A 15432-nucleotide genomic window follows, 5' to 3' on the forward strand; every position below is an offset into this window, starting at 1 on the left:
AAGTTATTCTTCCGCCTCGGAGCCTTCTTCACCCGCATCGCCGGAGACCAGACTATCTCCGTCAACTACTTCAGCGTCTTCACCCTCTTCGCCCTGGAAGTCAGTTTCGTCTTCCTCAGGCTCTGCAATCCGCTCTACGCCGACCAGATCCTCCGACTCAGACAGACGGATCAACCTTACGCCCTGGGTATTTCTTCCGACGATAGAAACTTCGTCCGAACGGGTCCGCACCAATGTTCCCTGGTTACTGATCAACATGAGCTGATCGCCGCTGATTACCTGCACCGCGCTTACCAAGTCGCCGTTTCGCTCGGAACACTGGATTGCAATAACGCCCTGCCCGCCACGTCCGTACACAGGAAATTCAGACACATCAGTCCGCTTACCGTAGCCTTTACGACTTGCAGTGAGGATGAATGCATCTTCTTGCGGAATGATAAGGGAAACGACCGTTTGACCTTCCGCCATACGAATACCTCTGACACCGCGAGCCGTACGCCCCATCGGCCGCACATCATCTTCATTGAAGCGAATGGCTTTACCGCTGCTGCTGAACAGCATGACGTCTTTCTTGCCATCGGTAATGGCGGCGCCGATCAGCATGTCGCCTTCATCCAGCCCTAAAGCGATCAAGCCGCTACTGCGAGGACGAGAGAAATTCTCCAGCGGCGTTTTCTTGACAGTACCCTGGCGCGTCGCCATGAAAACATAGTGATCCGCGGCGTACTCACGCACCGGCAACATTGTGGTGATGCGCTCATCCTCCGCCAACGGCAGAATATTTACGATCGGACGACCACGGGAAGTGCGACTGGCCTGGGGAATCTCATAGGTCTTAAGCCAATACAATTTACCGTGAGAGGTGAAACACAAAATTGTATCGTGGGAGTTGGCGATCAGAAGCTTCTCGACAAAGTCTTCGTCGCGAATCGCCGTCGCAGCCTTACCCTTACCGCCTCGTTTTTGCGCCTGATACGCTTCCAGCGGCTGGGTCTTGGCATAGCCTTTATGAGACAGCGTGACGACCATATCTTCTTCAGCGATCAAGTCCGCAATCGTGAGATCACGCTTGGAAGCGGTGATTTCAGTAACGCGCGCATCGCCAAACTCTTCGCGGACAGCTTCGAGCTCTTCACGGATGACAGCCATCAAACGCTCTGGGTTTTGCAAAATTTCCAGCAATTCAGAAATCTGCTCGATAATGCTGCGGTATTCTTCGTTGATCTTTTCGATTTCAAGCCCGGTCAGCTTCTGCAAACGCAAATCCAGAATGGACTGCGCCTGCACGTCAGACAGGTAATACATCCCATCACGCAGACCAAACTCAGGAGCCAGATCATCGGGGCGGCAGGCGTCTTCGCCGGCGCGCTCCAACATTCCAGTGACCGCGCCAGGAGACCACCCCTGAGCCATCAAGCGCTCTTTGGCCTCAGCGCCAGTGGAAGAGGCCTTGATAACGGCGATGACCGGATCGATATTCGCCAGCGCCACCGCCTGACCTTCCAGGATATGGCCGCGCTCACGCGCCTTGCGTAACTCGTATATAGTCCGGCGCGTCACCACTTCACGACGATGGCGCACAAAACACTCAATACAGTCTTTCAGGTTCAGCAGCTTGGGCTCGCCATTAATCAAGGCGACCATATTAATGCCGAATACAGTCTCCAGGGGCGTAAGGGCGAACAGGTTATTCATGAGCACTTCCGCGTTTTCTCCGCGACGCAACTCAATCACGACTCTCATGCCTTCCTTGCTGGATTCATCGCGCAGCTCGGTAATACCCTCAACCTTCTTCTCTTTAACCAGCTCGGCGATTTTTTCGACCAGCTTCGCCTTATTAACCTGATAAGGAATTTCAGTAATGACAATCGTTTCCTTACTGGTTTTCTTATCCTGCTCGATTTCATAGCGCGCACGAATATAAATACGGCCACGCCCAGTGCGGTATGCCTCCAAAATCCCTGCGCGTCCGTTGATGATGGCGGCAGTGGGGAAATCAGGCCCTGGAATAAACTCCATCAGCTCATCGATGGTTATGTCGCTGTTATCCAGGTAAGCAAGACATCCATTGACCACTTCGGTCAGGTTGTGGGGAGGAATGTTCGTCGCCATCCCTACCGCGATGCCTGAGGACCCATTGACAAGCAGGTTGGGAACTTTGGTTGGAAGTACGACGGGAATCTGTTCTGAGCCATCGTAGTTAGGGGCGAAGTCGACCGTTTCTTTATCGAGATCAGCCAGCATTTCGTGGGCGATCTTCTCCATGCGGATTTCCGTATAACGCATCGCTGCTGCGCTATCGCCGTCGATGGAGCCGAAGTTGCCCTGCCCGTCCACCAGGGTGTACCGCAGAGAGAAAGGCTGCGCCATACGCACGATGGTGTCGTATACAGCAGAGTCTCCGTGAGGGTGATATTTACCGATTACGTCACCGACCACACGGGCGGATTTTTTATACGGCTTGTTCCAATCATTACTCAACTCGTTCATCGCAAATAAAACGCGACGATGCACCGGCTTAAGACCATCTCGCGCATCCGGCAAGGCACGGCCGACAATAACGCTCATTGCGTAGTCGAGGTAGGATTGTTTCAGTTCATCTTCAATATTGACGGGAAGTATTTCTTTGGCGAGTTCAGCCATAATATAGCAATAACCTATTCTAGAAAGGATAGTTCGGTTCTTGTTCTACCCACAGTCTGTCCAAACCCTGGTTCGCTCGTCTTGCAGTCGTTGAACCCGGCGGGGAGTCAGTTAAAGCGGCATGTAATCGCACACTCTTTACTCGACCAAGGGCTGCGCCACAAGCGCTCAAGTCTAGCATAGAAGGCGACGGCAACGAAGTTAATTAGGGCGAGTATAAGATATTTTTTAGGCGCCCAAAACGCCATACCGACCAGGAGGGCGCAAGATCGTGGCGCTCGCCAGCTGGCCCGCGCCACGCACTTATGACGAGTCAGGCGGACTGGTGAAACTGCTGTGGCGCGACAAAGTCTGAAACAGCCCGCAGCACATCTTTACGACTGATCTGCCCCACCAGCTTCCCCTCTTCCACCACAGGAAAGCGGCGCCGGCGGTCATTAATGAAGCGCTGGCTAACCGCAAGGATATCCTCCTCAGGCCCAACGACATCCACCTCTACAGTCATATATTCAGCGACTGTGCCGCCCAGAGATTCATAATCATAATAGCTGCCGCTCAAGATACTTCTCAGGCAGTCCACTTCTGAAAGCATACCCACAAGATTGCCTCTTCCATCCACAACAGGGGCGCCGGAGATGCTGTTTTTAAGAAGTCTATGGATAGCTTCAAAAAGCTCTGTTTCAGGGGAAAACACAACCAGGTTGGTTGTCATATAATCGCGCACTTTCACGGATCGCAACATGGGACTCTCCTAAGGCAGGTATTTGCTGATGGTTATTGTTAACCGCCCCGTCAGCGTCTTCCTTTCATTACGCTGACACCTTAAAGATACGCCCATATCCCCGAAACGCCAACCAATGAACCCGGAGCGGGCGCCCCTGGCTTGACGTCAGTCAACAATGACCTTATTCAAACACAATAGTCTTGTTCTCATGAACAATCACCCGGTCTTCCAGGTGATAGCGCAAACCTCTCGCAAGCACTTGCTTCTCTACATCTTTCCCAAGTCGCACCATATCTTCGATGGTGTCACTGTGATTCACCCTGATCACATCCTGCTCAATAATTGGCCCCTCATCCAAATCCTGAGTCACGTAATGGCAGGTTGCGCCAATCAGCTTAACCCCGCGCTTATAGGCCTGATGATATGGACGAGCTCCCGCGAAAGACGGCAAGAAGCTGTGGTGGATATTAATGATGCGCCCCGAGTACCTGTCACAAAGTTCCGGCGGCAAAATCTGCATATAGCGCGCAAGCACAATCACCTCCGCATCTAACGCATCCACCAGCCTTTCCACCTCGTTGAATGCGACGGACTTGTCATCAGAATCCACCGGCACGTGGTAATAGGGAATGTCATGCCACTCCACCATGCGACGCAGGTCGTCATGATTGGAAATAACACCGACAATCTCCCCATCCATTTCTTTAGCATGCCAGCGGTGCAACAAGTCCGCCAAGCAATGAGACTCTTTGCTCGCCATCAGAACAATACGCTTAGGCTGTTGCGAATCCGCCACATGCCAGCACATCTGGAACTCTCGGGCGATTGGCTCAAACGCAATGCGAAACGAGTTCAAATCAAAAGGGAGTGAACTCGCTTTTATCTCATTGCGCATATAAAACCAACCATTGGTCGGGTCCGAATGGTGACTCGCCTCAGTCAGCCACCCATTATAGGTAGCCAGAAACGTGGTCACTTTCGCAACAATGCCCACCCGATCAGGACAGGCGATAACCAGTCGATATGTTCTTTCCATTATTTTCCTACCAGCTGTGAAGCGCCAGCGGAACGCGACAGACCTCTATGCGTTAAAGACTGCTTCGCACCGCTTAGCCATCGCAAAGTCCAACTCATGCAGACCTTTAATAGTATGACTCCACCAGGTAACCCTGACTTTACCCCACTCGGTCACAAGCTCAGGATGGTGGTTAATTTCTTCAGCGATAGCGCCAACCTTGTTGGTGAACTCTAACGCCAAAGCGAAGTTTTTGAATTTGTAGTCACGGCTGATCATTTGCACGCCGTTACGCTCTTCCAAACGCCACTCAGGCACCTGACTCAAGTACTTCTCAAGTTTCGCCGGATCCACTTTCTCAGCGTCAGGTCTACAGGCCTCGCAGCTTGGAATTGTATCGCTCATGCTTTTTCTCCTTGTTTTGAATTAAGCGTTTGCCGGGGCGCTCGCCCCAGCGTCGCTGTAGCCTAACTCTACAAGAAAAAGATCGCCAACATTTATCTTAGCCGACTATTTTCACAGCGCTTTCCGCAATGCGCTTACGCCATTCCGCTGGCCCCGTCTGATGCACAGACTCGCCGTTTGCATCCACCGCCACGGTAACCGGCATATCTTTCACTTCGAACTCATAAATTGCCTCCATCCCCAACTCAGGGAAAGCGACAACATTGGAGGAGCGAATCGCTTTAGAAACCAGATAGGCGGCGCCGCCCACAGCCATCAGATAAACCGCTTTGTTATCACGAATAGCCTCAATCGCCACTGGGCCGCGCTCGGCTTTGCCTATCATTCCCACGAGGCCGGTCTGCTCCAGCATAGTGCGGGTGAATTTATCCATCCGCGTAGAGGTCGTCGGCCCTGCAGGCCCGACCACTTCATCGCCCACTGGATCTACCGGGCCTACGTAATAAATGAAGCGATTATTCAAATCCACCGGCAGAGACTCACCACGAGCGAGCATATCCACCATCTTCTTGTGCGCAGCATCGCGCCCCGTCAGCATTTTCCCTGAAAGAAGCACGGTGTCGCCAGGACGCCAGGACGCAATTTCTTCCCGCGTGACAGAATCCATATTCACGCGCTTAACGTTGGCTCCCACCTCCCAGGTGATTTCCGGCCACTCATCAAGATCAGGCGGCGTTTGCAATGAAGGCCCGCTACCATCGAGCACGAAGTGAGCATGGCGAGTCGCAGCGCAGTTGGGAATAATAGCGACCGGCTTGTTGGCGGCATGGGTCGGATAGTCTTTTACCTTAACGTCCAACACTGTCGTCAAACCACCCAGGCCTTGCGCTCCGATACCCAGCGCATTTACTTTCTCGAACAGCTCCAAGCGCAACTCATCGCTGCGGTTAGCTGCGCCGCGCGCCTGCAAGTCCTGAATATCGATAGGGTCAAGCAGCGCCTCTTTGGCCAATTCCATTGCTTTCTCAGCGGTTCCACCGATGCCTATACCCAACATTCCAGGCGGACACCAGCCAGCGCCCATCTTCGGCACCTGCTCCAGCACCCACTCCGCAACAGAATCAGACGGGTTCAGCATGGCAAACTTGGATTTGGCCTCAGAGCCGCCGCCTTTCGCCGCGACGTGCACATCCACTTTGTCGCCAGGGACAACCTTCATGTGAATAATGGCGGGAGTATTGTCTTTCGTGTTTCTGCGCGCGCCATCGGGATCAGCCAAGACGGACGCCCGCAGAATATTGTCAGGGTGCAGGTAAGCGCGACGCACGCCTTCATTAACCATATCCTCGACGCTCATGTCCGCATCCCACTTCACATCCATTCCGATGTTCAGGAACACCGTCACGATGCCGGTATCCTGACAGATGGGGCGACGCCCCTCAGCGCACATGCGGGAGTTGATCAGAATTTGCGCCAGCGCGTCTTTAGCGGCAGTGGATTCTTCCCGCTCATAGGCCGCATGAACCGCTTTAATAAAGTCGACGGGGTGGTAATAGGAGATAAACTGCAGCGCGTCGAATACGCTGTCGATGAGATCGTCTTGACGGATCACGGTGGTCATGCACGCACTCTCTTGTTACATGGTTCTTGGAGTAGTCACAGCTTTGGCTGACAGCGACGCCTTCCAATGGACGCCAAGTGCCCGCCTTATTTGATTTAGGCGGAAATTGTACCTAATTCGCCCCCCAAGTTCAGCCTTAAACTGTTAACGAATACTGCGCCTTTGCAACCGTATCTCAGAGCGCCGGGTCTAATCTATTTTTCCCATTTGTGAATTAGAGAGTCCACTCATAAGAAAAATGAGCTAAACTCCTGACGATGCATGAGAAAATCACCAAACGCCAACGTCCTGATGACGCCAACACATCGGGCGAAAGGCTTATTTCATTGTGCGGCGTATGATTTCACGGCTTTCAGGCCGGGGAAATCTAACCTATGCTGATAAAACTTTTTTGGCGAAGAACTGGAGCGAATAATTCAGTCACGCCGGGAACATTCTGAAAGCAATAATAAAAGGAAGAAGGTCCTACCTATGTTCAAGAAAACCTTTCTCAGTCTGGCGGTAGCGTCGGCGGTCACTTTATCGGGGTGTGGAGGCGGAGGTGGCGGCAACGCCAATGCTGGGGCGCAAAATGAGTATGACGGGGATTTGCCCGATTCGCTAAATCAGTTTGAAGGAAAAATCTGGCCCGTTTTTAACCCAATAGCCAGCAAAGTTCCCATTCCGAACGATCTACTGCTGGATCAAACCGCGAGAGACGGCACTTTCTCGGATTCTTCCGCCAATCCTGTTCAAGCTGCACTAGGAAGTCTAAGTGGCGCGTCCATTATTGCGCCGATTGACATTACTTTTTCGGGCTATATAAATGGCGACAGCTTGAACAGCGCCCCATTTATTTCTTCTGGCGGCAGCCCAGTCCCCAACCCTAACCAGAATGTTTTTTTACTTGAGCTTGCTTACGCCAGTGGTGATCCAATTCAGGGCCTCTCCATTTCCGAGCCGCCCACTATACCTTTGGCGGCGGGCGTACTTTTGGCATCAGCTGAGAGCGACCCTGCAACGGCCGCAGCTATTCTTGGAGCCGCGATAGCAGATGCGCCTGCAATTAAAGCATCCGTCATTGAGTTGTCAGGTGCCAGTACCCTGAGAATCCAACCGACAAAACCTTTAAAACCCAAGACACGCTATCTGGTCATAGTCACCAATGAGGTTAAGGACTCCACAGGCCAGTTTATTTCAATGGACCCCAACTACTCACTTCTTTCTGGCGATATCGCCTTACCTTCCAGCCAACTGGAGCCCGTCCGAACCGCAATAAACAGTTTCTGGGAGCCGACTGCTGAGCGTTATTTCGCAATAAATAACGCCTCCCGAGAAGCACTGAGCATGAGCCCACTTTCCGCCAGCAATATTGCTTTGACTTATTCGTTTACCACGTCTGGCGACGAAAAGGTGATGGAGTATATTGCGAATCCAACAGAGTGGTTTAATGATCAAATAACCACATTTATTCGTCTCTCAGCCGCCGAAACGGTTCTCGAAACAAACCCGTCCGCCAGCTACTCCACTGTAAACGCCACTGCAGACGCAGCTGTAGCCGCATTCCCAAGTGCGGAGCAGATAACCGCCTTTTCACCAATATTTAATTCCGGCTCCCCATGCTTTGGAGCCACTGGCGTCACAGCAATTGGTTGCGCCTCCACAGTACTTACAACCAATTTCTCCTCACTACTCCCGACACCAAAAGCTCGGGAGCTTAGCCACACCAGCAGCAACACACCTGTAAATCTGGTTTCCGCTCTCACCAGCTCCTTACTGGACACAACCAACAGCATCAATCCTCTGGTGTCTCAGGGAACCATTTCTACTCCCTACTACTTGGGCATCCCAACCAGCTCTGACGGCTCCACAATACAGTCCAGCACCTGGACCGCCAATAAGCCGTTAGCAGACGCCCTCAACCTTGCATTCAGCAGCGCAGGACTAAAACTCCCTCAAGGAGACAGCAAGGATGACAACGGCAACCCGGTCGCCGCCAAGTCGACAGTTGTCAACTATGTTTTCCCATTCCCCACGCAAGCGGACGGCAACACCACAACGCCAGATACTGTTGACACACTCCCTATTCCATGGCTAGCGGTATATCCAGACAACACGTCGGCATGCCCTAAGCCGCTAAAAACCGTAATATTCCAACACGGTATTACCACAGATCGGAGCGCAGCATTGTCTGTGGGAACAGCCCTGGCTGAAAAGTGTTTCGCCACCATCGCGATTGATCAAGTCGTACACGGCGTAGCGCCGGCATCTACTGCGAAAAAGCTTGGCCTAGCGGCCTCTCTGCTGGCGGCGGGTCAAACTAGCGGCCTCCCGCCTTCCCTCGCCCCGAGCGATGAAAATAATCAGGCAGTTGTAGATGGCCAGCTTAATATCGGTTTCGTTATGGCGGCCGCCTCTGTTGACGCCGCTACCGCTCAAGGGCTCATTAGCAGTGTTTTAGCTGGCGGCACAAGCGGAGATGCGAGTTTGGACGCCGCCATCCTTGCGCTGGCGTCGTTTGAAAACACCGTCGCCAACGCTGGCAGCACCATCCCTGGCATCGCCCACACGGATAACGAGCGCCACTTTGACTACACCGCTAATGCAGCACAGCAAGCGGTGGCGATGAACTTTGATCCCGCCAGCGCCTCCGGCTCATCCGGCAGTCTGTTTATCAATTTGACTGGGTTTATCAATAGTCGCGACAAGAATCGCCAAGGCGTCATCGACCTGTTAAACCTGAGACAAACCATCAGCTCAATTGACTTGGATGGCCCTAGCGGCGGCCTATACGCCGCCGGAGACCTGGACAACGACAACGTGTTCTTCATGGGCCACTCGCTGGGCACGCTCATCGGCACTCCGTTTGTCAGCGTCGCCAACAGCACGCCTATGGCCAATATAAAAGCCGCCGTATTGCTAACTCCCTCCTCAGGCATTGTACGCATGCTGGAGAACTCGCCATCGTTCGCACCCACCATTATTGGCGGTTTGTCTGCAGCCGGAATCGCCCAGGGAACCACCAGCTATGAAACCTTCCTGGGAGTGTTTCAGGCCGCGCTGGACGCCGTGGACCCCATCAGCTTCGCTGACAACTTGAATACGTCGATCAACTATAGCGGCAATTATCAAACCTCCGCTGACGATACCGGCGTACTGATGATTGAACTGGCGGGACGCCCTGATGTGAACGGCAACGCGCAAATCGGCTATGTGAGCGATCAGACCAACGTCATTGAGACGGAAACCACACAGTTGACGACCAGTTTTGGGACCCCTTATCCAGACTTATTATCCGGTGTGGATAAGCTTGCCGAGCAAATGGGGGCGACCAATACACTTGACGCCGCTGCGCCGTCAGGCTCTCCCGACACACTAATCAGCCGTCTCAGCTATGGCTCTCACGCCATGTATGTACTGCCGATCGTCTCATCGTCAGAGTCCTCGTCTTACCCAGACGTAGCCGCAGAAACCGCGCGACGCCAAGCATCATTTGCCGAAGGCGTAACGGAATCCGTCGCATTCTTCACGCTGGGCGGTGAGATTTCATCCGCCGCCGTAGACACCACCGCAGCATTGGCGGGGGAGACTACCGGCCTGGAGACAGAAGCCGATTATCAAGCAAGGACCAACAAGCAGCTAAACCTTAGCAACTAAGGTCAGCGTCGAAGAAAAGCGCCCCTTGCAAGGGCGCTGGACTGACATAAAAAAACCGCCAATATGGCGGTTTTTTTATTTTGGGCCGAAGTCGGCATTATTTCATGCTACGGCCTTTATCCGCGGCAATACGCATACGCAGGGCGTTCAGCTTGATAAAGCCTTCCGCGTCACGCTGGTTATACACGCCGCCATCATCTTCAAAAGTAGCGATACGGTCGTCGAACAGACTGTCTTCGGACTTACGTCCCGCTACGATTACGTTGCCTTTGTACAGCTTGACCCGCACCACACCATTGACGTGTTGCTGCGATTCATCGATCAGCTTCTGCAGTGCAAGACGCTCCGGCGACCACCAATAGCCGTTATAAATCAGTTCCGCATACTTCGGCATCAGACTGTCTTTCAAATGGGCCAGCTCTTTATCCAGAGTGATGGATTCAATAGCGCGGTGTGCGCGCAGCATGATAGTTCCCCCTGGCGTTTCGTAACAGCCGCGGGACTTCATGCCTACATAGCGGTTCTCAACGATATCCAGACGCCCCACGCCATTCGCGCCGCCAATTTTATTGAGCTTTTCGATCACTTCATGCGGCGCCAGAGCTTCGCCATCAATAGCGACGATATCGCCATTTTTATAGGTCAACTCCAGATAAGTCGCCTGATCTGGAGCCGCTTCAGGAGACACGGACCAACGCCACATATCTTCTTCCGCTTCCGCCCACGGATCTTCCAAAATACCGCCTTCATAAGAGATATGCAGCAGGTTGGCGTCCATGGAGTAGGGAGACTTACCTTTCTTCTTTTCTACCGCGATGTCATGGGTGTCGCAGTAGGTCAGCAGCTTTTCTCTCGAAGTCAGGTCCCACTCGCGCCAGGGAGCAATTACTTTAATGCCAGGCTTCAACGCATAGGCGCCCAGCTCAAAGCGCACCTGGTCATTGCCTTTGCCAGTGGCGCCATGGGAAATAGCGTCAGCGCCCGTTTCGTTGGCAATCTCCACCAGTCGCTTGGCGATCAGCGGCCGTGCGATAGAAGTGCCCAACAGGTACTCGCCTTCATAAATGGTGTTGGCGCGAAACATAGGAAAAACAAAGTCGCGCGCAAACTCTTCACGCAGGTCTTCGATAAAAATCTGTTTAACGCCCAGCTTCTCCGCCTTGGCGCGCGCAGGCTCAACCTCTTCGCCTTGACCGATATCGGCAGTAAAGGTCACGACTTCACAGTCATAGTTTTCTTGTAGCCACTTAACGATTACCGAGGTGTCCAAGCCGCCAGAATAGGCGAGCACGACTTTATTGACCTTAGACATGAGGATGCTCCCAAGAGATTACGAAAGGCGGTTATTCTAGGCCCTTCGGGCAAAGTTTTCTATGGCTGGGCAAAGGCGTGTGCGCCTCACCGTCAAGGCATAGGCGCATATATGGAAAGACCTGCCCTGGCTTGATGGCTGGTCCACGAGAAACAGGCCTGATTACAATTCTTCCTCCATCGAAATATCCAACAGATCCTCTTTGACAGGCGGCTGAGTGCCTCTCTCCAGACGCACAGTAGCGCGACGGTTGCGGGCCAGATTCTTGGGACCGACGTTCTGAACCACAGGATAACGTTCGCCATGATAACGAGTGGTGATTTTCTCCGATGCGACGCCTTTATCCATCAGATAAGCTGTCACCGCCTCCGCTCGGTCTTTGGATAGTCGGCGGTTATAGATTCTGCGTCCCGTGGAATCAGTATGGCCGTCAACAAATATAGCCGTCACGGAAGGGTCCGCCTTCACGTACAGTATGACCTTGTCCAATTCGTTCTTATCCTGATCCGTCAGCACCGCCTCATCCAGCTTGAAGAATACCGCGGTACGCTCCACTTGTCGGAAATTCACCGGCAACAAACCAGATACACAGGAAAGATAATCCTCATAATAGCGCGCAAAATTGATGGAAGAGACCTCCACTCTGACCGTATCGTCATTGAAGCGCGCACGTCGCGTGAAGGTCGGCATCATTCCCTCCAGCAAACTATCCATCATTTGCGACGCCTTTGGATTGTCCACGCTAATCGGACGCGGCTTGTCCAGCACCGCCACATACCCCAAATCTCTGACGCCAATGCCGGGACGCCAGCGGGGCGCTTCAAGCACCAGTGCAGCCTCCCCTTCCCGCATGGGGTTACGGGCGGTATCAAGATAAAACCTCAAGGGTTCGCCAGCTTCATGATAAAACACCGCTCTGCCATACCGCGGAATGTTGTGCGTCAACGCACACTCAAATATGGAAGAGGATAAGTACCACTGACTTTTCTCAATGCCCGCAGAGAAAGTCGCGGCCTGGCTGGATGTCGCCCAGAAAAGGGCGATGACGGAGGCAATTGTTAGTTTGCGCACGATAATCTCACTAACACTGTGATCACAACATACATTAAAGCTAATATCGGCCTGGCGCGGGAATTCTTTACCCTGAATCCTGTTCCGTTCTGGTATACTTGCGTGCAGTTTTGTAACCCTGCTTTTCTGCATTGCCCTGGTGGTTGATACTCTATGTCCGACTTAGTCATTACCCGGCCCGACGATTGGCACCTTCACCTACGAGACGGCGACGCCCTTGCGACCACCGTACCCGCAACAGCGCGCCTGTTTTCCCGCGCTATCGTTATGCCCAACCTGGTTCCTCCGGTCACCCACACAGCGCAGGCGCAAGCCTATCGCAATCGCATTCTGAGCCACGTTCCAGAAGGCGCTGCATTTGATCCCCTGATGACGCTTTATTTGACCAACAATACTTCTCCCGAGGATATCATCGCCGCCAAACAAAGCGGCGTCATTTATGGCTGCAAGCTGTATCCCGCAGGCGCCACCACCAACTCGGACGCAGGCGTTACAGACGTCGCCAACGTCTTCTCCGCACTGGAGAAAATGAGCGAAGTCGGCCTGCCGCTGCTTGTACACGGAGAAGTTGTCCATGCAGAAGTAGATATTTTCGACCGTGAGAAACGTTTTCTCGACGAAACGCTAACGCCTTTGGCCAGACGCTTCCCGGATTTGAAAATTGTGCTGGAGCACATCACCACCCGGGACGCAGTTGATTTTGTCAATCAGGCTGGCGCCAACGTCGCCGCCACCATTACCGCGCACCACTTGCTCTATAATCGCAACCACATGCTGGTTGGCGGCATTCGTCCGCACTTTTACTGCCTGCCAATTTTAAAGCGCTCCGAGCATCAAGTGGCGTTGCGAGAGGCCGCGGCATCCGGCAATGAAAAGTTCTTTCTGGGCACAGACTCGGCGCCCCACCCCAAAGAAAAGAAAGAGGCCGCTTGCGGCTGCGCCGGCTGCTTCACTGCGCCTTCCGCGCTGGAGCTATACGCCGAAGCCTTTGATGAGCTGGACGCACTGGACAAGCTGGAAGGCTTCGCCAGCCTACATGGCCCGAGGTTTTACGGCTTGCCGGTCAACGGCGGCAAAGTACGCCTGAGTAAAGATGAATGGACGATGCCAATGGCTATGGAGCTGGGCGACTCGACGATAGTTCCTTTCCGCGCAGGAGAAACTATTCGCTGGAGAGCGGAGCTGCTCTAACGCAGTCACAGGCGCAAACCAGCCGCGCCTATAGAGACTTTGATACTCATAACAGTACAGCAGTGGCGGGAGTCGTTCGCCACCCCAACCAAAAGTAGATAACCAGTGTCTGAATCGCAAAACCGCCCCAAATCCCCTCTCGCCAGACGTTTTCGCGGCTTTCTGCCGGTAGTAGTGGATGTCGAGACCGCCGGCTTTAACTCCAAGACCGATGCGCTGCTGGAGGTCTCCGCCATCATTATCAGCATGGAGGATGACGGCATGCTCTACCCCGAGCCGCCAGTCAGCTTCAACGTCGAGCCTTTCGCTGGCGCAAATATTGAGCAGGCCGCCCTAGAGTTTACCGGGATAGACCCATTCAATCCTTTGCGCGACGCAAAACCTGAAGGGGATGCGTTGAACGAGTTGTTCCGTCCGATTCGCAAGTCCGTGAAATCCAATGGCTGCAACCGCGCCATCCTGGTCGGCCATAACGCCACCTTCGACCACTCCTTTCTATTCGCAGCCGCAGAGCGTGCGGATGTGAAGCGCAATCCATTTCACCCGTTTTCCACGTTCGATACTGCGACTTTGGCGGCGCTGGCTTATGGCCATACCGTGTTATCCAGGGCCTGTCAGTTGGCGGGCATACCTTTCGACAATAAAGAAGCGCACTCAGCGGAATATGACGCAATGAAAACGGCGGAGCTATTCTGCTCAATCGTGAATCGCTGGAAAGAGCTCGGCGGCTGGACCACCGATCAGCAGGACTACGCCGACTGACCTCCTGCTATCCCCACCCTGGACCGAGTCGATAAGCGCTGATTACAGCGCTTTTCTTTTGGGACTGTCTCTTGAAACGCAAAAAAGGCCGCAAATGCGGCCTTTTTCGTTAACTCGACAGCGATTACAGCTTGTCGGAGTTTTGAGACAGGTAGTTAGCCACGCCTTCTGGAGAAGCCTGCATACCTTTATCGCCTTTCTTCCAGCCAGCAGGACATACTTCGCCGTGCTCTTCATGGAATTGCAGCGCGTCAACCAGACGAATCAGCTCGTCTACGTTACGACCCAGCGGCAGGTCGTTAACGATCTGGGAACGCACAACGCCGTCTTTGTCGATCAGGAAAGCGCCACGGAACGCAACGCCGCCAGCGGATTCAACATCAAACGCTTTGCAGATTTCGTGGTTCAGGTCAGCCGCCAAAGTGTACTTGACGGGGCCGATGCCGCCTTTGTCCACTGGCGTGTTACGCCATGCGTTGTGAGTGAAGTGAGAGTCGATGGAAACGCCAATCACTTCTACGCCACGCTCTTTGAACTGCTCTACACGGTGATCCAGTGCGATCAGCTCAGAAGGACATACGAAGGTGAAGTCCAGAGGATAGAAGAAAATCAGAGCATATTTGCCTTTGATTGCTTCAGACAGTTTGTATTCGTCTACGATCTGGCCGTCAGCCAGAACTGCGGGAACGGTAAAGTCGGGAGCAGGTTTTCCTACTAGAACGCCCATCGTTGTTTCTCCTAAATTACATTTTCTGATTTGATGCAAGCATCAAAATACGTTTGTTATTTCAACAAATTATTGCAGCGATACGTTGCTGCGTTCAGAGGGTGAAAGACACCACACAAAAGTGGCGTCATCATACCTTTTCCACTGAACCAAGCCTATTGTCGCGCCATTTAATTTATTAATGGCGAGCATAGGTCCGCCCTATAAAATCACGGGGACCCTACAAACCGAAATAATGCTGAAAAACTTTCGGGTTACGCAGCCTGAGCCAGCAAGTGTAGGTGTTTTACCGCCAATTTTCTAATGCGCAACCACTTGACTCACG

The 15432-nt window shown here is 53.1% G+C and carries 11 protein-coding genes; 3 read left to right on the forward strand and 8 right to left on the reverse strand.

The features are described from left to right. Positions 1 to 3 precede the first annotated feature (3 nt). The 5 genes from gyrA to AC2IBB_RS25315 all read right to left on the reverse strand — a co-directional run bounded on the left by gyrA (position 4) and on the right by AC2IBB_RS25315 (position 6408). A complete protein-coding gene (gene gyrA, locus AC2IBB_RS25295; protein WP_486329481.1) occupies positions 4 to 2643 on the reverse strand; it encodes a DNA gyrase subunit A in 2640 nt (879 codons plus the stop codon). Between the two features lie 313 nt (positions 2644 to 2956). Next, entirely contained in the window at positions 2957 to 3385 is a 429-nt protein-coding gene (locus AC2IBB_RS25300) for a CBS domain-containing protein (protein ID WP_486329482.1), read from the reverse strand. Positions 3386 to 3548: 163 nt separating this feature from the next. Then, a complete protein-coding gene (purU, locus tag AC2IBB_RS25305; RefSeq protein WP_486329483.1) occupies positions 3549 to 4403 on the reverse strand; it encodes a formyltetrahydrofolate deformylase in 855 nt (284 codons plus the stop codon). A 45-nt stretch (positions 4404 to 4448) separates the two neighbouring features. Continuing rightward, positions 4449 to 4787 (reverse strand): 4a-hydroxytetrahydrobiopterin dehydratase, encoded by a 339-nt coding sequence (locus AC2IBB_RS25310; RefSeq protein ID WP_011398741.1) that lies wholly within the window; start codon positions 4785 to 4787, stop codon positions 4449 to 4451. Positions 4788 to 4884: 97 nt separating this feature from the next. Continuing rightward, on the reverse strand, positions 4885 to 6408 hold the full coding sequence (locus tag AC2IBB_RS25315; protein ID WP_486329484.1) for a fumarate hydratase: 1524 nt from the start codon (positions 6406 to 6408) through the stop codon (positions 4885 to 4887). Between the two features lie 471 nt (positions 6409 to 6879). On the opposite strand from AC2IBB_RS25315, the gene AC2IBB_RS25320 reads away from it, so the two are divergent. Continuing rightward, positions 6880 to 10044: an Ig-like domain-containing protein gene (locus tag AC2IBB_RS25320; RefSeq protein WP_486329485.1), complete on the forward strand. Its 3165-nt coding sequence runs from the start codon at positions 6880 to 6882 to the stop codon at positions 10042 to 10044. Positions 10045 to 10141: 97 nt separating this feature from the next. Here the strand turns inward: AC2IBB_RS25320 and AC2IBB_RS25325 are convergent, their stop codons facing one another. Together AC2IBB_RS25325 and AC2IBB_RS25330 are read right to left on the reverse strand one after the other, a co-directional pair. Beyond that, positions 10142 to 11356, reverse strand: a complete 1215-nt coding sequence (locus AC2IBB_RS25325) for an argininosuccinate synthase (RefSeq protein WP_486329486.1) — start codon at positions 11354 to 11356, stop codon at positions 10142 to 10144. 162 nt (positions 11357 to 11518) lie between these two features. Continuing rightward, positions 11519 to 12427, reverse strand: coding sequence for a flagellar protein MotY (locus AC2IBB_RS25330; protein WP_486329487.1), 909 nt, complete (start codon positions 12425 to 12427; stop codon positions 11519 to 11521). 153 nt (positions 12428 to 12580) lie between these two features. On the opposite strand from AC2IBB_RS25330, the gene pyrC reads away from it, so the two are divergent. Continuing rightward, a complete protein-coding gene (gene pyrC, locus AC2IBB_RS25335; RefSeq protein ID WP_486329488.1) occupies positions 12581 to 13618 on the forward strand; it encodes a dihydroorotase in 1038 nt (345 codons plus the stop codon). A 105-nt stretch (positions 13619 to 13723) separates the two neighbouring features. Next, the gene (rnt, locus tag AC2IBB_RS25340; protein ID WP_486329489.1) at positions 13724 to 14380 is read left to right on the forward strand and encodes a ribonuclease T; all 657 of its coding nucleotides are present in this window, start codon (positions 13724 to 13726) and stop codon (positions 14378 to 14380) included. Between the two features lie 124 nt (positions 14381 to 14504). Here the strand turns inward: rnt and AC2IBB_RS25345 are convergent, their stop codons facing one another. Continuing rightward, positions 14505 to 15107 (reverse strand): peroxiredoxin, encoded by a 603-nt coding sequence (locus AC2IBB_RS25345; protein WP_011398748.1) that lies wholly within the window; start codon positions 15105 to 15107, stop codon positions 14505 to 14507. Positions 15108 to 15432: the final 325 nt, after the last annotated feature.

Source organism: Hahella sp. NS-SX17, from assembly GCF_057367735.1.

Coding starts and splice junctions, on each gene's coding strand:
- gyrA (WP_486329481.1), bottom strand. CDS start 2,643: ATGGCTGAACTCGCCAAAGAAATACTTCCCGTCAATATTGAAGATGAA.
- AC2IBB_RS25300 (WP_486329482.1), bottom strand. CDS start 3,385: ATGTTGCGATCCGTGAAAGTGCGCGATTATATGACAACCAACCTGGTT.
- purU (WP_486329483.1), bottom strand. CDS start 4,403: ATGGAAAGAACATATCGACTGGTTATCGCCTGTCCTGATCGGGTGGGC.
- AC2IBB_RS25310 (WP_011398741.1), bottom strand. CDS start 4,787: ATGAGCGATACAATTCCAAGCTGCGAGGCCTGTAGACCTGACGCTGAG.
- AC2IBB_RS25315 (WP_486329484.1), bottom strand. CDS start 6,408: ATGACCACCGTGATCCGTCAAGACGATCTCATCGACAGCGTATTCGAC.
- AC2IBB_RS25320 (WP_486329485.1), top strand. CDS start 6,880: ATGTTCAAGAAAACCTTTCTCAGTCTGGCGGTAGCGTCGGCGGTCACT.
- AC2IBB_RS25325 (WP_486329486.1), bottom strand. CDS start 11,356: ATGTCTAAGGTCAATAAAGTCGTGCTCGCCTATTCTGGCGGCTTGGAC.
- pyrC (WP_486329488.1), top strand. CDS start 12,581: ATGTCCGACTTAGTCATTACCCGGCCCGACGATTGGCACCTTCACCTA.
- AC2IBB_RS25345 (WP_011398748.1), bottom strand. CDS start 15,107: ATGGGCGTTCTAGTAGGAAAACCTGCTCCCGACTTTACCGTTCCCGCA.